The following is a 22,558-nucleotide window of genomic DNA, read 5'->3' as shown; positions in this document are numbered from 1 at the left end:
GTTATCCGAACGGGCGACCACCCTGGAGACATGACCACCACCGTCCCGCGTCCCCCGACGAGGCTCTCCGTCCGGGACCGGCTCCTGCGGCTCGCCGAGACGGTCACCACCCCGCTGCTCCCCGAGGACTACCTCGACCTGGTCGCGCCGCTGCGCGCCGGGGCCGCGCTGCGCGGGCGCGTGGTCGCCGTCGACGCCGAGACCCGCGACGCCGCCACGCTGACCATCCAGCCCGGCCGCGCCTGGCGCGGCCACACCGCCGGGCAGTACGTGCGCCTCGGCGTGGACGTCGACGGGGTACGGCAGTGGCGGGCGTACTCGGTCACCTCGGCCCCCGGGCGTCCCGACGGCCGCATCTGCGTCACCGTGAAGGCCATCCCCGACGGCAAGGTCAGCAACCACCTGGTCCGGCGCGTCCGGCCCGGCGCCATCGTCCAGCTCGACCAGGCGCAGGGGGACTTCGTCCTGCCCGACCCCGCGCCGGCCCGGGTCCTCTTCCTCACCGCCGGCAGCGGCGTCACCCCGGTCATGGGGATGCTGCGGGCCGGCGCGCACACCCGCTCGGACGTCGTGGTGGTGCACTCCGCGCCCACCCCGGCCGACGTGGTCTTCGGCGCCGAGCTGCGGGCGCTCGCCGCGCAGGGCGCGATCCGGCTGGTCGAGCGGCACACCGACACCGACGGGCTGCTCGGCGTCGACGAGCTGGCCGGGCTGGTCCCCGACCACCTGGAGCGCGAGACCTGGGCCTGCGGCCCGGTCGGGATGCTCGACGCGGTCGAGGAGCACTGGCGGGCCGGCGGCGCCGCGCAGCGGCTGCACACCGAGCGGTTCCGGCCGACCGTGATCTCGCCCGGGGAGGGCGGCACCGTCACCTTCACCAGGGCCGGCCTCAGCGTGCGGGCCGACGGTGCAACCCCCATCCTGGACGCCGGGGAGGCCGCCGGCGCGCTGATGCCGTCCGGCTGCCGGATGGGCATCTGCTACGGCTGCGTCCTGCCGCTGCGCCAGGGGGCCGTGCGCGACCTGCGCACCGGGGACGTCACCACGGCCGTCCCCGGCGACGGCGTACTCATCCAGACCTGCGTGTCGGCGGCGGCCGGTACCTGCGACATCGACCTGTAGACAGGAGGCCGGACGTGACCGTGATCCAGAAGAAGCCGGACAACCCGATCGCCCACCTGAGCGCCGAGGACATCGAGATCCTGGGCAAGGAGCTGGACGCCATCCGGGACCGGGTGATCGCCGAGCGCGGCGAGTCGGACGCCCGGTACATCCGCAAGGTCATCAAGACCCAGCGGACGCTGGAGATGAGCAGCCGCGCGGTGCTGCTCTTCTCGCTCTTCCCGCCGGCCTGGGTGGTCGGCACCGCCGGCCTCGCGGTGGCCAAGATCCTCGAGAACATGGAGATCGGCCACAACATCCTGCACGGCCAGTACGACTTCATGCGGGACCCGAAGATCCACTCCACCACCTGGGAGTGGGACCACGTCTCCCCGGCCGACCAGTGGAAGCACTCGCACAACCAGCTGCACCACACGTACACCAACGTGCTCGGCAAGGACAACGACCTCGGGTACGGCATCATGCGCGTCGACGAGGACCAGAAGTGGCACCCGATGCACCTGGGCCAGCCGCTGTGGAACTTCCTCAACGCCTGCTTCTTCGAGTACGGCATCGCCGCGTACGACCTGGAGCTGGGCCGCAACCTGCAGAAGGGCCGGCGCAAGGACCCGGACTTCCGGGCCCGCGCCCGCGCCGTCGGCCGCAAGATCCGCCGGCAGGTGCTCAAGGACTACATCGTGCACCCGCTGCTGTCCGGCCCGTCCTTCTTCAGCACCCTGGCCGCCACCTTCACCGCGAACCTGATCCGCAACCTGTGGAGCCACTCGGTGATCATGTGCGGGCACTTCCCGAACGGTGTGGAGACCTTCGCGAAGACCTCCATCGAGGGCGAGACGCGCGGCGAGTGGTACCTGCGGCAGATGCTCGGCTCGGCCAACATCAGCGGCAGCCGGCTGATGCACATCATGACCGGCAACCTGTCGTTCCAGATCGAGCACCACCTCTTCCCCGACCTGCCGAGCAAGCGCTACCAGGAGATCGCCCCGCAGGTCCGGGCGCTCTTCGACCGGTACGGGCTGAAGTACACCACCGGCCCGCTGCCCAAGCAGGTCGCCTCGGCCTGGTGGAAGGTCATCCGGCTGTCGCTGCCCAACCGCACCCCGGCGGCGCCGAAGTCGGTCGACGACCTGTCCACCCGTACCCTCGCTCCCTCCGGGGCCTGAACGGTCACGACGGCGCTGCCGCCCACCCGGAATGCGGTGGGCGGCGGCGCCGTCGTCGCGGTACGGTCGGGACATGCAGATCAGGCGCACCACCGCCGCGGCCGCGCGAGCTTCCCGCTCGCCGGTTGCCGCCGCCTGATCACCTGACCCCACGCCGGCGACCGGAAACGGTTCGCCGGCGTTGTCGCGTCTGCACCCCCGCGTCCGCGTGGCGGGCCGAACCGGTCGCACCCGACCCGGAAGGCCGCGCGCCATGACGCCCGAGCAGATCGTCCGTACCTTCGTCGACCACTACCACCGGCGGGACCACCGGTCCGCGCCGGAGAGCCCGCTGGTCCCGCCGCCCGGCGACCCGGTGCTCTTCACCACCTCCGGCATGCACCCGCTGACCCCGTACCTGGCGGGCCGGCCGCATCCGTCCGGCCGCCGGCTGGTCAACGTCCAGCGCTGCCTGCGCACCACCGACCTGGACGAGGTCGGCGACCCGACCCACCTGACCGTCTTCGACATGCTCGGCACCTGGTCGCTCGGCGACTACGGCATCGGGCAGAGCCTGCGCTGGGGGTACGAGCTGCTCACCGACGGCTTCGGCGTCGACCCGGGCCGGCTGCACGCGACCGTCTTCGGCGGCGACGAGCAGGTGGGCCCCGACGAGATCGCGCTGGCGACGTGGATCGAGCTCGGCGTGCCGGTGGAGCTGACCCGCGAGGAGAACTGGTGGTCCAACGGTCCCACCGGGCCGTGCGGGCCGGACTCGGAGATCTTCGTCTGGACCGGCGACGGGCCGCCCACCGGCACCCCCGGCGGCGACGAGCGGTGGATGGAGGTCTGGAACCACGTCCGGATGGGTTACCACCGGCACGACGACGGCCGGCTGGAGCCGCTGCCCCAGCCCAGCATCGACAGCGGGATGGGCCTGGAGCGGCTGGAGATGGTGCTGCGCGGCGGCCGGTCGGTCTTCGACGGCGACGGACTGACCCCCTGGGTGACGGCGGTCCGCGACCGGTGGCCGCTGGACGCCACGTCGCAGCGGATCGTCAGCGACCACCTGCGCTCGGCGGTCGTGGTGCTCGGCGACGGCGTCCGGCCGGCCAACACCGGCCGGGGCTACGTGCTGCGCCGGCTCCTCCGGCGGGCGCTGACCGCGCTCTGGCGGGACGACCCGGCGCGGACCCTCACCGACCTGCCCGATCAGCCGTACGCGGACACGCTGCGCCGGTTCCGCCAGCGGGGCGACACCGCTCCGCTGCGTGCGGTGCTCGCCGACGAGGAACGGCGCTTCCGAAGCCTGCTCCGGCGGGGCCGGCCGGTGGTCGAGCGGTGCCGGTCCCGGGGGCCGCTGACCGACGCCGACTACGCGTGGCTGCACGACACCCACGGCCTGCCCCGCGAGCTGGTCGACGGGCCGCTGGGGGAGCGGAGGTCGACCTGACGCTGGTCACCTCGTGCCGCGGGGCGGGCCGGGGCCCCCGGTCCGCCCCGCTCGATGCCCGGTCGCCGGCCCGGGTCCACTCGACCCGGCCGGTGGCCTAGCCGAGCAGCAGGTACGTCGGCACCGCGACCAGCACCCCGGCGGCGGTGCCGGCGAGCACCTGGGCGGTGGTGTGGTCGCCCAACCGGACCCGGGACCAGCCGATCAGGGCCACCAGCCCGAACGCCGGCAGCAGCGCAAGCCCGAAGACGAGCACCAGCACCCCGACCGCCCCGGCGGCCACGGCCGCGTGCGCGCTGAGCTTCCAGACCTGGTTGACCGCGGTGACCACGAGCAGCACCGCGAACATCACCACCACCATCGCCACCAGCGGCCGGGGCGCCCCGAGCAGGACCAGCGCGGTGATGCCCGCCGCCACCGAGAGCAGCCCACCGACCAGCGGACCGCGCCGCTGCTCGCGCACCCCGATGTGGTGGTCGGTGAGCCGGCCGCGCCGCACCCCGAGCCAGATGATCCCGTACGGCACGACCGCGCTGAACAGCACCGCCAGCAGTGCCCAGCCGAGACCGGCCGGCCAGTCCGGCGCGGTGGCGTGCAGCGCGAGCACCACCGGCATCACCGCCGCCCACACCGCCGGGGCGAACACCTCGGTGACGATCCGCGCCGCGCCGGGCCCGGCGGGCGCGACGACCCTGGTCTCACTGGACACGCTGTCTCCTCTCCACGTTCTCCGGGCCGGTCGCCGGGCGCAGCCCGGCCCGCAGCCGGGTGACCTCCGGCGAACGGTAGGCCCTCGCCACTCGGACGAGCCAGGCGACCTGCTCCGCGACCTCCCCACCGTCGGCACGCGCCGCCGGCAGGTCGGGCAGCCCGTCGTGGTCGGCGGCCGGCGGTGCCCCGGCGGCCCGCGCCTCCAGCGCGGTGGCCAGCACCGTCGCCTCGGTGGCGGCGGCGAGCCGGTCACCGGTCCAGCCGGCCCGGCGGCCGGCCGCCTCGGCGGCGTCGAGGAGCGCGGCGGACATCCAGGGGCGCAGGGTGGCGTACCCGTCGAGGATCTCCACGGTGGCGCGGACCCGCCGCAGGTACGGGTCGCGCAGCACCGCCAGCAGCCCGGCGGGCCCGCGCGGCTCGGGCAGCAGCGCGATCTCCGGCAGCACCCGGTGCACCGCCGCCTGGAGCGGACGCAGCCGGTGGTGGTCGAGGACCGCCCGCGCCCGCGCGCCGAGCCGGTCGAGGCCGACCAGCGGGCCCCAGGACGGCAGCGTCGAGCCGATGAGGATGAGCAGGATGGAGACGGTGAAGCTGAACACCACCACCGCGTCGGAGGCGAGCGCGGAGCCCGGCCAGAGCGCGCCGACGGCCACCGCGGTCAGCTTCGCCAGCACGTAGACCAGGCCCCAGGCGGCGCCCGCCACGATCAGTCGCAGCCCGAGGCGGAGCAGCGGCCGGGCGGCCTGCCGCGCGTACCGGTGGGCCAGGGCCACCACCTGCGTCATCGACCAGCCCAGATAGGTGAGGTAGACGTAGAGGAAGGGAGCGTCGAACGGGTCGCCGTAGTAGCGGCCGCCGGCCACCCGGGGGTCGTCCAGCGCGGCCCGCGCCGGGGTCAGCGCGAAGAGCACCGCCATCGCGGCGACGCTGACCAGCAGGGCGACCGTACGGCGGCGGATGCGGCGCCGGGTGCGCTCGTCGTCCCCGGTCATGTACAGCAGGAAGGCCTGCGCGGCGGTGGCCGAGACCAGGGTGAGGCAGTTGGACACCAGGCGGGTGAGGTCCAGCACGCCGAACGCGCGGTCCAGCCCCGGCATGAACGGCTGGACGGTCAGCGACACCGTGATGCCGACCAGGGCCAGGCAGAGCGCCCGCAGCGGCCGGTAGCGCGGGTTGCGGGCCAGGTCGCGCAGCTTGTAGAGGCTCAGCACCCAGCAGCACAGCGTCACGGCGATCATCAGGTCACGGACGAGGCTGATCACGGGTGGCGGCGTCCTTCGAGGGTGGCGGCGAGCCGGTCGGCGAGGGCGACGTCGACCGGTGCGGTGACCGGAAGTTCCGACCAGCTCTCCGCGCGTTGCACGGCGAGACTGCCGAAGAACTCCGCCCGCCGCTCCTGCGGCACGTCGTAGGAGCTGCGGGCCAGCGGCGTCGGCGCCGCCGACGCGGCGGCCTGGTCCAGCTCGGACGGCGGGGGGACGTCGAAGAGGGCGTGACCGTACTCGTGGCCGATGATCAGGCGTTGGCGCACCGGCGTGGCGTTGGCGGCGTAGAAGACGTAGTCGGCGTGTTCGCCGGCCACCCACAAGCCGTGCGGGGCCAGTGCGGGCAGCACACGGGCGATGAGGTGCACCGGTCGGGCGCGCCGCCGTTCCACCCGCTCGTGCAGCTCGGCGAAGGTGAAGCCGCCGGTCAGCCCGAGCGCGTCCAGGGCCTGCTCGGACTGGCGGCGCAGCTGCCGGAGCTGGGCCTCGTCGTCGCGGCGTCGTCGACGGATCATCGGCAGCCGCCCCCCGGGGCGCGGTCCGCGGTCACCGGGCCGCCGCGGGGCGCTCGCCGGAGCGCCGGGCCCGGGCGGCCGCCTCCAGGCGTTCCACCTGCTCGATCATGGCCACCACGGCGGCGTGGCCCTCGGGGGAGAGCCGGGCGTCGGCGAGCCGCATGGCCACCTGCTTGATGTGCGGGTCGGCCAGGGCGTGCGCGAGGTCGCGGCCACCGTCCGGGTCGTCCTGGCCGGGGGCGAAGAAGCTCGACGAGCGGCCGAAGAAGGCGGCGATGGCGTCCACCACCGACTGTCGCGGGTCCGGCGCGCGCCCCTGCCGCAGGTTGCTCAGATGGGTGTGCGAGATCCGGCAGCCGCGCCGGGTGAGTTCCTGGGCCACGTGCCGGACGCTGTAGGGACGGCCCTGCGGATCGGTGACCGTCCGGAACAGCCAGTCCAGGCGGGCGGCGAAGGAGCGGTCCTGCGGCTCGGTGACTGGGGGCAAGGGGACTCCTCCGCACACATGCGGTGGCACCGGCCGGGGACGGTGGCACCGACCGTTGACGCCGCTACCGCGAGTATGTATAGCATTACCACCCTTGGCACGGCGAGTGGACACTTTGGTGCGACGTTGGCACCGCTCAATGCCAGGAGCGTCCTCGCAGGTTCGACGGGAGCGCGCAGCCATGCGCCATCGGGGGTCCGTCGCCAATCACCGCGGGACGCGGGCGGGCGGGCAGATGCCCGGCCCGCCGCAGGGGTGCGGTACGGCGTGCCGCACCCCTGCCCAGGACGTCCGCCCGGTGGCAGCCGGGGTGGCCGGGTGTCAGACTTGCCGGCGGGGGACCGCAGCGGCGAGGGACGTGGACGCATGACGGGACACGGGTACGCACTCCGGCCGGACACCGAGACCGTGCCGCTGCTCGGCGCCCTGGTGACGTTCGTCGACCCGGCCACGCTGCTCGCGGCGGCCGGCGCTGGTCCCGTCGAGTTGCTGGCCGACGCCACCTTTCCCGACCCGGTGCGCCGGGTGCGGTTCACGGTGCGTGCCGAGGCGGGCCGGCACCGGTTCGAGGCGTCGGTGCGCGCCGGGGTGCCGCCGACCGCGGCGGGACTGCTCGCGCTCGGCCTGGCCGGCCCGGCCGGGATGCTGCTGGCGCACCGGCTCGCCGCCGGTGATCCCCGCGCCGACCGGGTGGTCGCCGTCGCCGGCCGGGTGGCGGCCGGGGCGTCGCGCCGGCTCGGGTTCCGCCCGCCCGCACCGGCCGGGCCGCCGCCCGACGCCGCCGGTGCCGCCGTGCTCGACCGGGCCCGGGAGCTGGGGCTGCGCCCGGAGATCCGGCACCACGCCGAGCCCGGTGGGCGGCGGGTCACCGTCTGCGGCACGGTGCCCAGCGCCGAGGTCACCCCGGCGCACCTGCGGGCCATGGTCGCCCTGGTGCTCCAGGCCGTCCGCGAGCTGACCGGCGACACCGGCGATCCCACGGTGCTGCACAATCGGGCGTACCTGATCGGGGTGCGGCCGCAGCCGCCCGCGACGCCGCCGGGCACCGCGGCGGTCACCCTCGACCAGGTCGGCGGCCTCGACGACGTGGTCGCCCGGTTCCGGGAGATCGCCGTGTCGTTCCGGCACCCACAGGTGATGGCCCGCTGGGGCGCGCGCCGCCCGCAGGGCATCCTGATGTACGGCCCGCCCGGCACCGGCAAGACCATGCTGGCCCGCGCCCTGGCCAACGAGATCGGCGCGGACTTCCGGGAGATCCGCACCCCGGAGATCCTCGACAAGTACCTCGGCGGCTCGGAGCGCAACATCAAGCAGATCTTCCGCGAGGCGCGCGGCTATCGGCAGCCCACGGTGCTGCTCTTCGACGAGTTCGACAGCATCATCAGCTACGCGGGCGCGGGCGGGGACGCGGCCAGTCAGGCGGTCAACGCGGTCGCCGGGATCTTCAAGCAGGAGATGAACACCCTCATCGAGGAGAACCCGGACGTCATCGTGGTGGCGACCACCAACTTCCCGCAGCGGGTGGACGCCTCGCTGATCCGCTCCGGCCGCTTCGACGTCAAGCTGGCCGTCCCGCTGCCCGACGAGACCGGGCGGGCCGAGATCATCGCCAAGATGATCCGTGAGCTGATCGACCGGCACGAGCAGCCCGGTTTCCGGATGTTCGCCGACGACGTCGACCCGCGCGGGCTGGCCGCGCTCGCCCCGGGACTCACCGGGGCGGACATCCGTGAGGTGCTGCGCCGGGTGCAACTCGCCAAGGCGATGCGCGAGGCCACGGAGCGTGCGCCGGTCGGCCCGATCAGCCAGGATGACCTGCGTGACGCCATCGCCGGGCTGGGGCGCGGCTGAGGCGTACGACGGAAGGAGACCCGTGTCGTCCACCCTGCTGTCCCGTCGTGACCTTCGTTTCCTGCTCTACGAGTGGCTGGACGCGCCCCGGCTGACCGAGCGCCCCCGATACGCCGAGCACTCCCGGGAGACCTTCGACGACGTGCTCGACCTGGCCGAACGGGTGGCCGTCGAACACTTCGCCCCGCACAACCGGGCCGCCGACACCAGCGAGCCCGTCGTCGACGGCGGCCGGGTCCGCATGATCCCGCAGGTCAAGGCCGCGCTGCAGGTCTTCGCCGGCACCGGGCTGCTCGCCGCCAGCATGGACGAAAGCGTCGGCGGGCTGCAGCTGCCGCACGTCGTCTCCGCCGCCGCCTTCGGCTTCCTCCAGGCCGCGAACGTCAGCACCGCGGCGTACCCGTTCCTGACCCTGGGCAACGCCAACCTGCTGCTCGCCCACGGCAGCGCCGCGCAGGTCGACCGGTTCGTCCGGCCGATGGTCGAGGGCCGGTTCTTCGGCACCATGTGCCTGTCGGAGCCGCAGGCCGGCAGCTCACTGGCCGACATCACCACCCGCGCCGAGCCGCAGACCGACGGCAGCCACCGGCTCTTCGGCACCAAGATGTGGATCTCCGGGGGCGACCACGAACTCGCCGAGAACATCGTGCACCTGGTGCTCGCCCGGATCCCCGGCGGCCCACCGGGGGTGAAGGGCATCTCGCTGTTCATCGTGCCGAAGGTGCTGGTCGGCGAGGACGGCACGCTGGGCGCGCGCAACGACGTGGTGCTGGTCGGCCTCAACCACAAGATGGGCTACCGGGGGACCACCAACACCCTGCTCAACTTCGGCGAGGGCGTGCACCGGCCGGACGGCCGGGCCGGGGCGGTCGGCTACCTGGTGGGGGAGCCGCACCAGGGGCTGGCCCAGATGTTCCACATGATGAACGAGGCGCGCATCGGCGTCGGGGCCGGCGCGACCGCGCTCGGCTACACCGGCTACCTGAAGTCCCTGGCGTACGCCCGGCAGCGCGCGCAGGGCCGGCCCGTCGCCGACAAGGACCCCACGGTGCCGCAGGTGCCGATCGTCGCGCACCCCGACGTGCGCCGGATGCTGCTGGCCCAGAAGAGCTACGTGGAGGGCGCCCTGGCGCTGGTGCTCTACTGCGGGCGGCTGCTGGACGAGGAGAAGACCGCCCCCGACCCGGCCGACCGGGCCCGGGCGCACCTGCTGCTGGACATGCTCACCCCGATCGCCAAGAGCTGGCCGTCGCAGTGGTGCCTGGCCGCCAACGACCTGGCCATCCAGGTGCACGGCGGCTACGGCTACACCCGCGACTACGACGTCGAGCAGCACTGGCGGGACAACCGGCTCAACCCGATCCACGAGGGCACGCACGGCATCCAGGCGTTGGACCTGCTGGGCCGCAAGGCCACCATGGAGGGCGGGGCCGGGCTGGAGCTGCTGCTGGAAACGATCCGCGCGACCGTCAGCCGGGCCTGGAAGGCCGACGGGGAGGCCGCCGAACTGGCCGGGCAGCTCGGCACGGCGGTGGACCGGATCGCCGCGGCCACCCGCCGGTTGTGGGGCAGCGGAGACCCGACGCTCGCCCTGGCCAACGCCGGCGTCTACCTGGAGGCGGTCGGGCACGTGGTGGTCGCCTGGATGTGGCTGGAACAGCTGCTGGTCGCCGACGCCGCCGGTGGCGGCGCGGACGCCGACTTCTACGCCGGGAAGCGGCAGGCGGCGCGCTACTTCTTCCGGTACGAGCTGCCGAGGACGGGACCGCAGTTCGACCTGCTGGACGGCCCGGACCGGACCACGGTGGACATGCGGGACAGCTGGTTCTGAGCGCTGCCGAATGGTCGTTGATCGCGCGTCAGTCGATGGGGATCCGGTACACGAGGTCGTATCGGCCGCCCGGAAGCACGATGTCGGCCGTTTCGACCGGCATGCCGCCAGCGAGGTAGGTCCGCTCGATGGTGTGCACGAACGTCCGCGCGGGCAGTCGGAGGGCGTCGACTTCGCCAGCAGTCGCCGCCCGCAGACTCACGCGCTCCACGACCTCGTCGACAGGCACACCGATGGAATCCATGCGGGCGACCACGCCCAGCGCAACACCGTCTTCCGGCCACTCCACGGGCGTGCCCTGCGTGATGGCCAGCGGCTCGTACGACGTGGAGAGCTGGATCGGCTCCCCGTCGGCGAGGAAGCGGTACGCCGTGCACATGACCGCGGCGCCCGGTTCGACGCCGAGTCGGGCCGCGATCCGCTCGTCCGCCCGGTCGTGGCGGCTGTCGTGCTCCCAGGTGCTCTGCTGTCCGGCCCGAGCGGCGTCCCGGGCGAAGGGTGAGGTCGGACCGCTGCCGCTGCGTAGGTCGCGCCCGCAGGCGTGGCGGACCAGCCGGCGGTTGTCACGGACGTAGACGCCGGAACCGGCGCGGCCCTCCACGATGCCCTCACCCTTGAGGACGGCGACCGCCCACTTGGCCACGGTCCGGCTTGTGCCGTATCGGCGCATGAGGGCGGTCTCGGACGGGAGCTTGGCCCCGGCGGGAAGGTCACCGGACATGATCGCGGCGCGCAAGTCTGCGGCGATCTTCAGGTAGGCAGGCGGGGTCGGCATGTAGAAGGCACCTCCGGTCAGCCTGCCCAGTCGATCACAGAGAACCTAGTGCGCCAAGTTTGCGCGCGTCCCCTGCTCGCCGCGAACCTAGTGCACTAGGTTTTGGATGGCGCCCCGTTACCGCCCGGCTCCGGTCAGCAACCATGCCTGCCGGTGACGGGGCGTCCCCAACAGTCGCGGCGGTTGTTGTCCCTAGAGGGCGGCCTGCGACAGTCGAAGCAGGGGAGGCCCCGTGGCACCGTCCATCCGCGACTTGGTGCGGCACCTGTTGCATCGGCCCCCAACCGCGCGGCCGACCATCGGGCAGATCATTCAGCAATGCGAGCAGGCGGAGGCCCGGCAGCGCCTCCTCGACCAGGCGGATCGGTTGCGGGGGCTCGCGGTGGCACAGCGAGCCGGCTGTCGCGCTGACCGCGTCGTTGGCACCGGCCCGTCTGGTCCTGGCGCAGGTGGCGACGGGTCTGTCGCTGCGGTGCCGACCTGCCCTGCCGGGTCCGGCACCGAATCCCGATCAACCGGGGTCACTGGCCGGACGGAGACGCCGGGTGAGCAGTGACCATGAGCTGCACGTGTCGGGGCTCGACAGGAGGTGCGCGGGTTGCCGGACGTGGTGGTCGCGGCTGACCCCGTACCGCCGCTGGCACGTGGAGTGGGTGACCAGCCGGCAGGCGCGGGTGAGCATGGCGGCAGTCCCGGAGGCCGGCGCGTGACCACGCACGGTCCGGTGCCGCCGGTGTGGAGCTGCGGCGGCTGCGGTGCGCCGTGGCCGTGCCCGACCCGGCGGCGGGAGCTGCGGGCCGAGTACGCGGATGCCCCCGTCTCGTTGGCGCTCTACCTGGGGGCGCAGCTCGTCCGGGCCACGGAGGATCTGAGCGGGACGCCGGCCGGCGCGCTGCACCGGCGGTTCCTGGGCTGGCTGCGGTGAGCATCCTGCGGGCGGGCGACGAGAAGTTCCACTACAGCGACGGTTCGCACCGGTGGATCCCGCCGGACCCGGACTACGACCAGGCGGTGTGGGACGAGCAGGTCCGCCAGCACAAGCTGGGTCACCTGCGCGGCGAGCGCCCGAAGGTACGCCTCCAGCGCCTCGTCTGAGGGGCGGATCAGTCGGCGAACTCGACCCCGGTGAGGGGGACGCCCCGGTACGCGGCGAGGCGTTCGGCCTGCGCGACGACGGCCTTGCGCCGGGAGGCGGACAGCTTCTGCCAGGGTTGGACGGCGACGGTGAACGTCCGGCCGGACTTGCGAGGACGCCAGGTGCCGACCAGCTCACCGTCGGCCAGGACGGCGCCCGGTCGGCCCAGCACCGGCCACAACTCCTTGGCCCGGGCCGCCTCCGCCACCAGGGTCTCCCGGTCCCGGGCCTGCAGGAGCAGGTCGTACGGGCCGAGCAGGCGGGTCGCCGTGCCGTCGGCCGACCGTAACGCCTCCTCGTCGGCGGCCAGCAGGGAACGCGCCTCGCCGTCGACCGTCACCTCGACCACGTCCTCCGGCCAGTGTGCCTTGACCTCCTTGACCGGGGCGTCGAGGTAGCCGGCGACGTGCTTCGGGGTGGCCGGGCCGAGCATCCGCAGGTACCCGCGGATGAGGTCGAACCGGTCTCCCACCGCGGTCGCCTTACGGAAGCCGGGGATGCGCCGCAGGACCGGTGGGGACGTGTCGGGTTGCAGCTCCAGCCCGGCCCGGACGGCGGCCAGCCGGAAGGGCATCTCGTGCAGGTGGGTGGCGTCGCAGGGCCGGCAGAAGCGAAGGTACGGCTCGGGCAGCTCCGCGGCCAGGCGGCCGGAGACCTCGCCCTTCACCGTCGGTGCGGTGACGACGGCGCGCATCCGGGCGGCGACTTCGTCGAGGGCGGCCAGGATGCCGATGCCGGCCGCCTTCAACGGCTTGGCGGCGTCGTAGATGCGCTTGCCCGCGTCGGCGTCGGAGAACGGCTCGACCGCGGCGGCCACCTCCGGGAGGTCGACGCGGCGGTACAGGTGGGGAGCGCCGCGCACGGTCCAGAGCAGGGCCAGGTCCTCGGTGGCGAGCGCACCCACGTCGACCCCGCGCACGGACAGCGCCCACCGGCCGCCGTCCGGACCGGTGTCCTGCACCCCGAGGTCGAGCACGGCGGTGTTCGCCAGCGTGCCCTCGGCCCGATTGAGCTGCTGGGCCCGCACGCGGAAGTTCATCACCTGACGCCGGTCCACCACGCTCCCACCCTACGCACCGCACCGCCGTCCCCGGTGGACGCGCGGAGGAGCCGGGTCGCGCCTGGTGCTTGCCCCGGGCGGCTATCGTGCGACGGATGGAACCGGGTGACGCCACCACCTCCGGTCCGCTGCGGCCGGATGACCGGATGGCGACGTTGCGCCGCTGGTGGGCACTGCCCGGACCGGTGCGGGCCGAGGTCCGGCGGCGGAGCCGGGAACGGCGGCACCACCCCGACGAGGAGATCGCCTGGACGGCGTGGCGCTGGGCTGAGGTCGTCCTGCCGCCGGGAGCGCCCGAGCCCGGGCGGGCGCGCAACATCCTCAGCGCCCTCGGTTTCTGGACCCAGGTCCTGGTCGAACTGCTGACCGGCACCGACCCGACGGACCCACCGGCGCCGCACTGGCTCGACCGGCGGCGGGCCCGCCGGATCCTGCGCCTGGGGCCGCCGGTCCGCTGACGGGTACGTCAGGCCGCCGGTCGGTCCGGCCTGAGCAGCCGTTCGCGTACCTCGCGGCGCAGGATCTTGCCGATCTGCGAACGGGGCAGCTCCTCGACCACCACCACCCGGCGCGGCACCTTGTACGCCGTCAGGTGCCGGCGGCAGGACGTGCGCAGCTCCTCCGGGTCGGTGGTGCAGTCCTGGCGCAGCACCACCGCCGCGACGACCTCCTCGCCGCCGTGCTCACCGGGCAGGCCCACCGCGGCGGCGTCGGCCACCCCGGGCACCCGGCGCAACGCGTCCTCCACCTCGGACGGATAGACGTTGAAGCCGCCGGTGATGATCAGTTCCTTGATCCGGTCGACCACCCGGACGAAGCCGTCGTCGTCCATCACCACCACGTCGCCGGTCCGCAGCCAGCCGCCCGGCAGCAGCACCATCGCGGTCTCCTCCGGACGGTTCCAGTAGCCGGAGAACACCTGCGGGCCCCGGATCAGCAGCTCGCCGGCCTCGCCGGGGGCCCGGTCCACGGACGGGTCCTCCGGGTCGACGATGCGGACCTCGGTGGACGGGAACGGCACCCCCACGGTGCCCGGCCGGCGGGCGGGGGAGACCGGGTTGCCCAGCGCCACCGGGCTGGTCTCGGTCATGCCGTACCCCTCGACCAGCAGCCCGCCGGTGACCGACTCCCAGAGCTCGACCGTGGACGGTGGCAGGGCCATCGCGCCGGAGATCGCGTACCGCACCGAGGTCAGGTCGACGCCGCGCTCCCGGGCGGCGGCGGCGAGCTTCTCGTAGATGGGCGGGACGGCGGGCAGGAACGTCGGCGGGCGACGGCGGACCGCGTCGAGCACCTGGTCGACGTCGAAGCGCGGCAGCAGCACCAGGGTCGCGCCGATGCTCACCGAGAAGGTCAGGCAGAGCGTCAGCCCGTACGCGTGGAACAGCGGCAGGACGGCGTACACCGTCTCCTCGCCGTCGCGCAGGCCCGGCACCCAGGCGCGGCCCTGCGCGGCGTTGGCGCGCAGGTTGCGGTGGGTCAGCACGGCGCCCTTCGGGATGCCGGTGGTGCCGCCGGTGTACTGCAGCAGCGCGGTGTCGTCCGGGCCGGGCGCGGGATGGTCGGCGGCCAGCGGCGTGGCGGCGGCCAGCAGCGCGTTCCAGCCCAGGGTGCCCGGCGCCGGGGCGGTCATCGCCGCGCGGGCGGCCCGCGCCTTCGCCACCGGCAGCCGCAGCGCCCAGCGCTTCGCCCGGGGCAGCGCGCGGGTGAGGTCCACCGCGACCACTGTCTCGACCGCGCCCGCGCCCCGCACCAGGGGCGCGGCCTTGTCCCAGACGACGGCGACCCGGGCGCCGTGGTCGGCGAGCTGGTGGGCCAGCTCCTGCGCGGTGTAGAGCGGGTTGTGCTCGACCACCACCGCGCCGAGGCGCAGCGTGGCGTAGAAGGCGACCACGTGCTGCGGGCAGTTCGGCAGCACCAGGGCCACCCGGTCGCCCGCGCCGACGCCGAGCCGCCGTAGCGCCTCCGCCGCCCGCGCCACCTGGGCGTCCAGCTCGGCGTACGAGGTGGTGGCGCCGAAGAAGTCCAGCGCGACCCGGGAGCCGAACCGGCGGGCCGCTGCGTGCAGCAGGTCGACCAGCGACTCCTCCGAGGGCGCGATGGTCGCCGGCACCTCCGGGGCGTAGCTGCGCAGCCAGGGCCGCTCGGTGGTCAGGTCCATCGGGTCTCCCCTCGCCGGGCACGACGGTCCGCCCGACCGGCCGGGGACCGGGGGCACCGGCGTCCAGCCTAACCTACCTATCGGTAACCTACGCCTCCGTAGGTGTGTGTGCCGTGGCCGGCGGATCGGCGGGGCGTGGCCGCCCGGCCGGGCCGCTCGGCGGGTCACCTCGCTCCGATCCCCCTCGCCGTCGACGGTGCGGGCGGGACACCCGCACCGTCGACGGCCGCCACCGACGCCGCCGGTGCCGGCGGCGCGACCGGTGGGGTCAGCAGCCGCTCCAGCGCACCGGGGTGACCCGGCCGTCGTTGCGGAAGCCGACCACCGTGCCGGTGTCCGAGACGGCCCGGGCGCCGACCGTCACCCGCTCGCCGCCACCGGGCAGCAGGCGGGAGGTGCCGTTGCGGGCGATGCGGTCGCCGCCGACGACCGCGCCGCGGGAGTTGACGTCCTGCACCCAGGGCAGCTCGTCGGCGAGCCGCGACCACGAGCCGTCGCGCAGGTTCCAGCGCACCTTCACCTCGGCGCCGCCACCGAGGTCGACCCGGCCCACCACCCAGCGGCCCTGCGCCGCGTCGACCAGGGTCGTACGGGCACCCGGCACGGTGAGGGCCTCGACCCGGCCGTCCGGGTGCCGCACCCAGCCGGTCCACTGCGCCCAGTCCCCGGCGGTGCCGACGATGGTGCCGTCCTCGGTGATGTCCTGCGGGACGGCGCCGGCCGGGGCGTCGAGCACCTCGACCGTGCCGGGCCGGGCCGCCGGCCAGCGCAACGCGACCTTCCGGCCGGAGTCGGCCTCCTCGCGCCAGCCGGCGATGTCTCCCGCCCCGTTGATCGCCGACGCCGCGGCGGCGCCGGGCGGCACCGGGAGGAGTTCGACGGCCCCGCCCCGGTAGACCCACGGCCGGCTGGTGCCGTCGACCCATCCGTTGCCGACGACCACGCCGTCGGTGTTGACGCCGGTCACGTCCGCGGCGATCGACGACTCGACCGCGGTGAGCCGCCGGCGGTCCCAGACCAGCAGCAGGGACTCGTTGCCGTCGTCGCCGAACCGCATGGCGGTACCGGCGACGAACCGGCCGGTCGGGTCGACGGCGTCCGCCGTGGCGCGGTCCACGTCGGCCGGGAAGGGCAGGGTGGACATGGTGCAGGCGCTGGCGGTCCTCGGCGCGGCGGTCGCCGGTGCGGAGGTGGCCACGCCGAGCGAGGCGGTGAGCAGCCCGGTGGCGGCTGCCGCGAGCATCCTGCGTCGAGCGAGGTGGGTCATCGGTGTCTCCCCGTGGTCGGTCCGGGTGCTCCGGACGTTGATGACCAGATCACCCTCGACGGCCGATGCGGGTTGCGACCTGTCCGATGCCCGACTGCTTCCTTGCGGCGGCTACCGGCGGCCGGGGGAGTGCCGGCGCAGCAGCTGCCGCCCCCGCACGAACGCCAGCACGATCACCACCACCAGCGCGACCGCCCCGATGAGGACCAACCAGCGGACCGCCTCGAGGAGCAGCCCCAGCAGGACGAGCGCGCCGCCGACGATGCCGACGATCCAGAGCACGGTACGCATGTCGCCTCCTTGATCGATTCTCCGCGGGCTTCCCCCTGTGGGGCCGGACATGCCGGACGGGCGCGGAAACATCGGTCAGCGGCGGGCGACGTAGACGGTGTTGGCGCTCTCGCCGCCGGTGAACGGGTTGGCGAAGCTGACGACGTGGGCCTGCGAGGTCGGGAACACCTCGGCGAGGACCCGGCCGAACTCCTCGTCGGGCGGGTCGTCGGACCAGAGGGCGAAGACCCCGTCCGGGTGCAGCAGGTCGGCCAGCCGGCGCAGGCCGTCGGCCTGGTAGAAGGGGGCGTGGCTGGGGTGCAGGACGTGCCGCGGCGAGTGGTCCACGTCCAGCAGCACGGCGTGGAAGCGGCGGCCGGGCTCCGCCGGGTCCAGGCCGGTCCCGCCGGCGACGGCGGCGAAGAAGTCGGCCCGGACGAACCGGGTACGCGGGTCGGGCGCCAGCCCGGCGGCGAAGGGGAGGAGCTGACGGCGGTGCCAGTCGATGACGTCCTCGATCGCCTCGACCACCACCAGCGAGCGCACCCGGGGGTCCTCCAGCGCGGTCCGGGCGGTGTATCCGAGGCCGAGCCCGCCGACCACCACGTCGAGGCCGTCGCCGGTCAGCGCGGCCAGGCCCAGCCGGGCCAGCTCGATCTCCGCCACCGGGAAGAGGCTGGACATCAGGAACTCGTCGTCGAGCTTCACCTCGTACACGTCGACGTCGAGCGCCGGGTCGCGGCGCCGACGCAGGCTGATCTCGCCGATCGGGGTCTCCCGCCAGGCCAGTTCCTCGAATCGCGCGCCCACCCGACCCGGCCTCCTCGCCGCCACCGTCCGTGCGGGATGCTACCGGTCAGGCCATACCCCGAGCCCCGCCGTGCCGCGCACTCTGTAGATCAGCCACTGCGGAGGAGGGAGCCTCAGCGAACGCGTCCCCGGTCGTGCGCGGCGAACAGGCGGACCAGCCGGCGGAACTGAGCAGGCTGCTGCCCCGTGAACGGGAAGATCCATTCAGCGCGGGCTGCGGTGATTACCTGCACCTAGGCATCCTGACCGACCATCCGTCCTCGACCGGCAGACACCAGGGTTACGACACATCCCTTAGGGCGCGAGGAATATAGCCCTTTGACCATTGCGCTGCCTGACACCGCGAGACAGGCTGGGCATTCAACGGCGTGAAGTCGACGGGCTCACGGGAGGGAGTGGACATTGCTCCACTTGGCCGCTGTGCAGATGGATTTCGTCCCGAGCGCGATCACCTTCAGCCACGACATGTGGCGCCCGTCCGAGCCACTTTCGTGGAGAACCGGGAGGGTTGAGCGCTTTGCCGCGCTCTCGTTCCTGAGACAACAGGTGGCGGCCTTCGGTGCAACGCGTACAAAGATCGATGCCGACCTCATCGACTTCCAGAACCTGCGGCTGGAACAGATACTCTCTTTTCTGGACAAGGCATCGGTGAACCTGTGCGTGTTTCCCGAGTACGCCTTCCTTGCGGATCCGTCGACACTTCAGCTTTTCTCCGGCTTCGCCCCGCGAATGACGATCGTCGCCGGCATCGGCCTGCCTCGCTCCGGGGGTGTCGAGGCTCTGTCCGAATATTCCGCGGACCCTGTCTCACCGAATCACAACGTGGTGGCGGTGTTCAGCGGGGAGGACTGCCATCTTGTCACCAAGCAGCATGCCGCCGAAGGGGAGTCGATCACCCCGGGCAGTGGCTATCGCTCGATCGAGCTCGAGTGCGGCGGCCGGAAGATCGTGCTGGGCGTGGTGGTGTGCAAGGACTACCTTGTCGCTGGCCCGAGCCTCGGAGGCGTTGGGCCGGTTCCCGATGTCCTAGCCATTCCCGCCTATACGAGCAATCTCGCAGCTTTCCGTCCCGAAGCTCCAAGGGACTTTCCCAGGATCCTGGCGAACAGTGCCGAAAACGGCGGTTCCACCATCTACGCGGCTGGGTGTGACGACCGCTTCGCCAGCCAGGGCGTGCCTCAGCCGATTCCCGCGCAGGCTGAAGGCATCATCTCGGTTAAGTGGCACGGTCCGCCGGAGAGGCCGACGTCTCTGTTGAAGCCCCGCAATAGAGTGGTGCTGCGCAGTGCGATGCTGCCGGCCTCCGATGACGAGTCGGCCATCAAGATCGCACAAGCCTTCCAGAGGCTCGCGCAGAGCGGTTCTGATGGATTGGACGAAGCAGGCGAGTTCCCCCGCTGGATGGACTATCTCGAGGGGAAGCCACGCCTGGCGCTGCTCGCGGACGCCGTACGTCTTTACTGGCAGGCGAAGAGCGACGACTTGGTGACACCGGACCTGGCCGAACAGTTGTCCCGGCATCTGGTATCGCAGGAGACGCCCTCCTTTGAAGAGCATTGGCATCGCGCTCTAGACCGCGTGATTAAGCAATTGAAAGCGGCTGTCTCGGCTCACTCGGACAAAATTGACCTGTGGCGTACGCTGTTAAGCGTACTCGAGCAGTACCTGCTGGTACGCGGCGCTGGCAACGAGGCTACGTACGGGGTCGAGCAAGACGACCCGGTCGAGGATAAGCTCGTCCGGCATTTTTCGATCGGGCTGGGGCAATTCGACTCGAAAAATGCGCTGGCGACACTTTCCGATCAGCAGGATCTACTGCAGACATTCGCTCGATCGGCACCGGATAAGTCTCGGTTGTCGTACCGGCTGGAGACCAGGCAGGACCCGGCGACAGGGAACGTCTTCCCGCACTTCTGTGCCGACTTTTATGGGCCAGCAGGCGAAGAGGCGGACCGTTACTTTACCTCGTTGCAGCGGATTTCACGCTCGGTCTACTTGCGAGGCTGGAGCACGTACACGGCGGGCCCAGCCTCCATCACCGGGCACCGCGTCGCGATCGTTCCACGCAGCGGGACGTATCCGAAGATCAGGGAAGACTTGGGGTTCCTCGTCGACGTCCTGAGAGCAACCGGCGGAAACTGCATGCTTGAGATCTCCGGCCGGCGGGTCAAACAGGAGACCGACGATTTGACCAGCAAGTTGCCGGGCAGCCTCACCATCGTCGAGTCCGCCGCCGGCGAGGGGGCGAAGTGGTTCGCGATGCAGGCGGTAGGAGGCATCTCACTGGGTCTTGAGGTCACTCTTGTTACCCCCGAGCGCAACGATCCACTGGCGAATCTGATCGGCGCAGCGCTGTTCAGTGGTAGCGCCTTCGATGTCGTCGAGCTGCACGCCGACGCGCAGCCGGAGCCAGTCGTCTACCCCGTCGAGGTGGCCCACCGCATCATGCATCCGCCCCACGGATACATTGAAGGCCGAGGACTTGGTAGCCGCCGGCCCCTCCTACTTACAGTGAGAGGCTGGACCGGGGTGGGAGAAGGAGCGGTTCTCGGCACAGCGCGGGCCGCGCGGCCTTTCGTGGACGACGACCTCGAAGTGCGTATCCCGGACGCCAGCCGCCTGCTGCACACCTATGTAATCGGTCGTACTGGGGTCGGTAAGACGAACACGCTGAAGAATCTCGCACGCCACGATTTGACACGCCACGATCAGAGCCGACAAGCCCCAGTTATCATCATCGACCCGCACGGGGAACTGTTCGATTACGCGGTTCGACATGCTACTCACCGCGACAACCTCATCGCCCTCGACTTCTCGAAACCCGCTGTGCCCAGCATCAACCCCATTTACATGGACGCGACCGACGAAGATGGCATCCTTCGCAACGTCGAGAGTCTGATCGAGATGGTGGTCGGCAGCATGTACTACGAGTGGGCAGGCCCTCGTTTCTCGGACCTGATGAGGCTCTGCCTGCAGACACTGGTGGCCGTAGCGAACGAGGATGCCGGCAAGTGGGCTGAGTTCGGCGACATCCTGGCTCTCATTGAGGATAGGAAGCGGCGCACCGAAACAATATCCACGCTGCGAAGGTATGGGCGTACGGAGTTGGTGCAGCGCTGGGAAATGCATGAGCGGATGAAACGTGAGGAACAGGCGGAGGTGGAACAGTGGTTCATCTCGAAGTTCGGTGACTTCCGCCGCCCCGGACCCCTGGTGGAGGCCACCCGCGGCAAACCTAGCGTCAACCTTGCGGAAAGCCTGCGTGACGGCGCTGCGGTCTTGGTCAAGGTTCCTCGCACCACTCTCGGCACTGGCGCCAGTCAATTCTTGGGGTCACTCATCGTGGACCGGGTCCTCCGGTACACCATGGAAGGCGATTTCCTCGGTTTCGACGAGCCCGCGTCCATCATCGTTGACGAGTTCCAGAACTTCGTCGGCACGTCCTTCACCACGCTTATCCCGGAGGCGCGCAAATTCAACCTAGGGATCACCGTCGCGAATCAAACGCTCAGTCAATTGACGGCCTTTGCCGCCCGCGAGGGACATGTGAGTGACAGCCTTTCTCAGGTTGTGCTTGGCAACGTGGGGAACATGATCGTCCAAGGCGTGGGCCGACACGACGCCGATCTAATCGGTCCAGAGGTCGGCATCTCCTCCGCTGACCTGACCCGCATCGGCAAGTACCAGGCCGTGGTACTGCTAACGGTGAACGGCGAACGTCTCGAGCCCTTTACCGTGCGCATGAGCGATTCCGACGAGAGGCCCGGCGTGGCGGCTGGTGCCGTCGCGGCCGCCCGTGCGGACGATGCCCTTAAAAGGGCCGGTGAGCAGGTGCGCGTCCCGGTGGTGCGTCGTCCTTCGATGCAGGAGAGGGCGGCGGCATCGACAATGCCCACTGCGCCTGCTCAGAGGCCGCCGAGTAGTTTCCTGGACGAGTGGATGGCGAAGCGAGCCCGTAAAGAAGCGCCTATCACCGCGTCTGGCAACGATGAGGGTGAGGACATGGACCTCGACTCGTTAGACGAACGGACATCGGAGAGCAACGACGACCGGCCAAGTGACCTGCCGGATCCGCGGAGTGCAATGTGACCGCGAACTGGCTCAGCCCAGCGATTGCGGGCGTCGCGGCCGCGCTTTCCCTGGTCAACGTCATCCTGATTTCCCGCCTCAGCTCGCGGACCGAGCACCGAAAATGGCTCCGGGATGAGCGGGTGCAGGCAGCCATGGCCGTCAAACTCGAGGTATCGCGTCTGCGCGCCCGGCACTCCCGGCCGAACGACCGACAGGAAACGTCACCGGACCGCGAATCTCAGTACGACTTCTCCGACATCAACGCTGCCATGGCACGTCTCGACATCGTCGGAAGCAACGAGGTGGTCGTTGAGGTGCAGCAGCTCCGCGCACAGCTTCGCGATTTCGTCAGATCGGTGAGCGAGGACAAGAACGCGTGGCGGCAGAAGCGGGAGGCGGTCGACCGCACCGTGGACAGGATTGTCGCTTTGATTAGAAGGGATGTGCTGTGAAGATTCAATCGCTAGAGGAGCGCAGTGCCGAAATTGAGGAAGTTTTGAATGAACACCCGAGAGAAGAGCAGGAACGGTTGAAGCGCCGGATCGGCGCAATGCTGGTGGCCCGCGCGAGGCTGCTTTCGACTCTAGAGGGTCGCCGTGAGGCCGCATCGCGCGGACACGGCTGAGACGAGA

Annotated in this window: 22 protein-coding genes; 12 read left to right on the top strand and 10 right to left on the bottom strand. The window is 71.7% G+C overall.

Annotated elements, in window-relative coordinates; translation table 11 throughout:
* Nucleotides 1–30: 30 nt before the first annotated feature.
* From ACSNN7_RS04545 to ACSNN7_RS04535, 3 genes are all read left to right on the top strand, one after another.
* A complete protein-coding gene (locus ACSNN7_RS04545; protein WP_436679346.1) occupies nt 31–1,122 on the top strand; it encodes a ferredoxin reductase in 1,092 nt (363 codons plus the stop codon).
* Nucleotides 1,123–1,136: 14 nt separating this feature from the next.
* Nucleotides 1,137–2,285 (top strand): fatty acid desaturase family protein, encoded by a 1,149-nt coding sequence (locus tag ACSNN7_RS04540; protein ID WP_436679344.1) that lies wholly within the window; start codon nt 1,137–1,139, stop codon nt 2,283–2,285.
* A 253-nt stretch (nt 2,286–2,538) separates the two neighbouring features.
* Nucleotides 2,539–3,717: an alanine--tRNA ligase-related protein gene (locus ACSNN7_RS04535; RefSeq protein WP_436679343.1), complete on the top strand. Its 1,179-nt coding sequence runs from the start codon at nt 2,539–2,541 to the stop codon at nt 3,715–3,717.
* Between the two features lie 97 nt (nt 3,718–3,814).
* Here ACSNN7_RS04535 and ACSNN7_RS04530 read toward each other — a convergent pair whose 3' ends face one another.
* From ACSNN7_RS04530 to ACSNN7_RS04515, 4 genes are all read right to left on the bottom strand, one after another.
* Nucleotides 3,815–4,333 carry a phosphatase PAP2 family protein gene (locus ACSNN7_RS04530; RefSeq protein WP_436679389.1) on the bottom strand — a complete coding sequence of 173 codons (519 nt, stop codon included), beginning with the start codon at nt 4,331–4,333 and terminating at the stop codon, nt 3,815–3,817.
* Between the two features lie 82 nt (nt 4,334–4,415).
* Complete coding sequence (locus ACSNN7_RS04525) at nt 4,416–5,690, bottom strand: MAB_1171c family putative transporter (protein ID WP_436679342.1); 1,275 nt, start codon at nt 5,688–5,690, stop codon at nt 4,416–4,418.
* Nucleotides 5,687–6,208, bottom strand: coding sequence for a hypothetical protein (locus ACSNN7_RS04520; protein WP_436679340.1), 522 nt, complete (start codon nt 6,206–6,208; stop codon nt 5,687–5,689). Before ACSNN7_RS04520 ends, ACSNN7_RS04525 begins: the two co-directional genes overlap by 4 nt.
* 31 nt (nt 6,209–6,239) lie before the next feature.
* Nucleotides 6,240–6,695 (bottom strand): hypothetical protein, encoded by a 456-nt coding sequence (locus ACSNN7_RS04515; RefSeq protein ID WP_436679338.1) that lies wholly within the window; start codon nt 6,693–6,695, stop codon nt 6,240–6,242.
* Nucleotides 6,696–7,061: 366 nt separating this feature from the next.
* On the opposite strand from ACSNN7_RS04515, the gene ACSNN7_RS04510 reads away from it, so the two are divergent.
* Nucleotides 7,062–8,546 (top strand): ATP-binding protein, encoded by a 1,485-nt coding sequence (locus ACSNN7_RS04510; protein ID WP_436679336.1) that lies wholly within the window; start codon nt 7,062–7,064, stop codon nt 8,544–8,546.
* Nucleotides 8,547–8,568: 22 nt separating this feature from the next.
* A complete protein-coding gene (locus ACSNN7_RS04505) occupies nt 8,569–10,377 on the top strand; it encodes an acyl-CoA dehydrogenase (RefSeq protein WP_436679335.1) in 1,809 nt (602 codons plus the stop codon).
* A gap of 28 nt (nt 10,378–10,405) precedes the next feature.
* Here ACSNN7_RS04505 and ACSNN7_RS04500 read toward each other — a convergent pair whose 3' ends face one another.
* Nucleotides 10,406–11,152, bottom strand: a complete 747-nt coding sequence (locus ACSNN7_RS04500) for a GntR family transcriptional regulator (RefSeq protein ID WP_436679333.1) — start codon at nt 11,150–11,152, stop codon at nt 10,406–10,408.
* A gap of 545 nt (nt 11,153–11,697) precedes the next feature.
* Here ACSNN7_RS04500 and ACSNN7_RS04495 point away from each other — a divergent pair.
* From ACSNN7_RS04495 to ACSNN7_RS04485, 3 genes are read left to right on the top strand one after another with little or no spacing between them, the layout of a single operon-like run.
* Nucleotides 11,698–11,862: a hypothetical protein gene (locus tag ACSNN7_RS04495; RefSeq protein ID WP_436679331.1), complete on the top strand. Its 165-nt coding sequence runs from the start codon at nt 11,698–11,700 to the stop codon at nt 11,860–11,862.
* Nucleotides 11,859–12,077, top strand: a complete 219-nt coding sequence (locus tag ACSNN7_RS04490; protein ID WP_436679329.1) for a hypothetical protein — start codon at nt 11,859–11,861, stop codon at nt 12,075–12,077. The genes ACSNN7_RS04495 and ACSNN7_RS04490 overlap by 4 nt, the downstream gene beginning before the upstream one ends.
* Nucleotides 12,074–12,247 (top strand): hypothetical protein, encoded by a 174-nt coding sequence (locus ACSNN7_RS04485; protein ID WP_436679327.1) that lies wholly within the window; start codon nt 12,074–12,076, stop codon nt 12,245–12,247. Before ACSNN7_RS04490 ends, ACSNN7_RS04485 begins: the two co-directional genes overlap by 4 nt.
* 8 nt (nt 12,248–12,255) lie before the next feature.
* On the opposite strand, the gene ACSNN7_RS04480 is transcribed toward ACSNN7_RS04485, so the two are convergent.
* Nucleotides 12,256–13,347, bottom strand: a complete 1,092-nt coding sequence (locus ACSNN7_RS04480) for a winged helix DNA-binding domain-containing protein (RefSeq protein ID WP_436679326.1) — start codon at nt 13,345–13,347, stop codon at nt 12,256–12,258.
* Nucleotides 13,348–13,442: 95 nt separating this feature from the next.
* Here ACSNN7_RS04480 and ACSNN7_RS04475 point away from each other — a divergent pair, with 95 nt between their 5' ends.
* Nucleotides 13,443–13,805 (top strand): hypothetical protein, encoded by a 363-nt coding sequence (locus tag ACSNN7_RS04475; RefSeq protein WP_436679325.1) that lies wholly within the window; start codon nt 13,443–13,445, stop codon nt 13,803–13,805.
* A gap of 8 nt (nt 13,806–13,813) precedes the next feature.
* Here the strand turns inward: ACSNN7_RS04475 and ACSNN7_RS04470 are convergent, their stop codons facing one another.
* The 4 genes from ACSNN7_RS04470 to ACSNN7_RS04455 form a co-directional block, all read right to left on the bottom strand.
* Nucleotides 13,814–15,508 carry a long-chain-fatty-acid--CoA ligase gene (locus ACSNN7_RS04470; RefSeq protein ID WP_436679324.1) on the bottom strand — a complete coding sequence of 565 codons (1,695 nt, stop codon included), beginning with the start codon at nt 15,506–15,508 and terminating at the stop codon, nt 13,814–13,816.
* Between the two features lie 268 nt (nt 15,509–15,776).
* Nucleotides 15,777–16,775, bottom strand: coding sequence for a hypothetical protein (locus ACSNN7_RS04465; RefSeq protein ID WP_436679323.1), 999 nt, complete (start codon nt 16,773–16,775; stop codon nt 15,777–15,779).
* A 111-nt stretch (nt 16,776–16,886) separates the two neighbouring features.
* Nucleotides 16,887–17,066, bottom strand: a complete 180-nt coding sequence (locus ACSNN7_RS04460) for a hypothetical protein (protein ID WP_436679321.1) — start codon at nt 17,064–17,066, stop codon at nt 16,887–16,889.
* Between the two features lie 75 nt (nt 17,067–17,141).
* Entirely contained in the window at nt 17,142–17,855 is a 714-nt protein-coding gene (locus ACSNN7_RS04455) for a spermidine synthase (protein WP_436679320.1), read from the bottom strand.
* 420 nt (nt 17,856–18,275) lie between these two features.
* Here ACSNN7_RS04455 and ACSNN7_RS04450 point away from each other — a divergent pair, with 420 nt between their 5' ends.
* Genes ACSNN7_RS04450 through ACSNN7_RS04440 form a run of 3 tightly spaced genes read left to right on the top strand, consistent with a single transcriptional unit; the run spans nt 18,276 to nt 22,551 of the window.
* On the top strand, nt 18,276–21,944 hold the full coding sequence (locus ACSNN7_RS04450) for a type IV secretory system conjugative DNA transfer family protein (RefSeq protein WP_436679388.1): 3,669 nt from the start codon (nt 18,276–18,278) through the stop codon (nt 21,942–21,944).
* Nucleotides 21,941–22,378 (top strand): hypothetical protein, encoded by a 438-nt coding sequence (locus ACSNN7_RS04445; RefSeq protein WP_436679319.1) that lies wholly within the window; start codon nt 21,941–21,943, stop codon nt 22,376–22,378. Before ACSNN7_RS04450 ends, ACSNN7_RS04445 begins: the two co-directional genes overlap by 4 nt.
* On the top strand, nt 22,375–22,551 hold the full coding sequence (locus ACSNN7_RS04440) for a hypothetical protein (protein WP_436679317.1): 177 nt from the start codon (nt 22,375–22,377) through the stop codon (nt 22,549–22,551). Before ACSNN7_RS04445 ends, ACSNN7_RS04440 begins: the two co-directional genes overlap by 4 nt.
* The last annotated feature ends 7 nt before the right edge of the window (nt 22,552–22,558 follow it).

This window comes from Micromonospora sp. URMC 105, from assembly GCF_051386295.1.
Taxonomy (GTDB): domain Bacteria; phylum Actinomycetota; class Actinomycetes; order Mycobacteriales; family Micromonosporaceae; genus Micromonospora.
This window is presented reverse-complemented; position numbering and strand designations above follow the sequence as displayed.

Bases quoted from the DNA above. Each gene is read 5' to 3' on its own strand.
- ACSNN7_RS04545 (WP_436679346.1), top strand. From the start codon at position 31: ATGACCACCACCGTCCCGCGTCCCCCGACGAGGCTCTCCGTCCGGGAC.
- ACSNN7_RS04530 (WP_436679389.1), bottom strand. From the start codon at position 4,333: ATGCCGGTGGTGCTCGCGCTGCACGCCACCGCGCCGGACTGGCCGGCC.
- ACSNN7_RS04500 (WP_436679333.1), bottom strand. From the start codon at position 11,152: ATGCCGACCCCGCCTGCCTACCTGAAGATCGCCGCAGACTTGCGCGCC.
- ACSNN7_RS04470 (WP_436679324.1), bottom strand. From the start codon at position 15,508: ATGGACCTGACCACCGAGCGGCCCTGGCTGCGCAGCTACGCCCCGGAG.
- ACSNN7_RS04510 (WP_436679336.1), top strand. From the start codon at position 7,062: ATGACGGGACACGGGTACGCACTCCGGCCGGACACCGAGACCGTGCCG.
- ACSNN7_RS04475 (WP_436679325.1), top strand. From the start codon at position 13,443: ATGGAACCGGGTGACGCCACCACCTCCGGTCCGCTGCGGCCGGATGAC.
- ACSNN7_RS04465 (WP_436679323.1), bottom strand. From the start codon at position 16,775: ATGACCCACCTCGCTCGACGCAGGATGCTCGCGGCAGCCGCCACCGGG.
- ACSNN7_RS04535 (WP_436679343.1), top strand. From the start codon at position 2,539: ATGACGCCCGAGCAGATCGTCCGTACCTTCGTCGACCACTACCACCGG.
- ACSNN7_RS04460 (WP_436679321.1), bottom strand. From the start codon at position 17,066: ATGCGTACCGTGCTCTGGATCGTCGGCATCGTCGGCGGCGCGCTCGTC.
- ACSNN7_RS04520 (WP_436679340.1), bottom strand. From the start codon at position 6,208: ATGATCCGTCGACGACGCCGCGACGACGAGGCCCAGCTCCGGCAGCTG.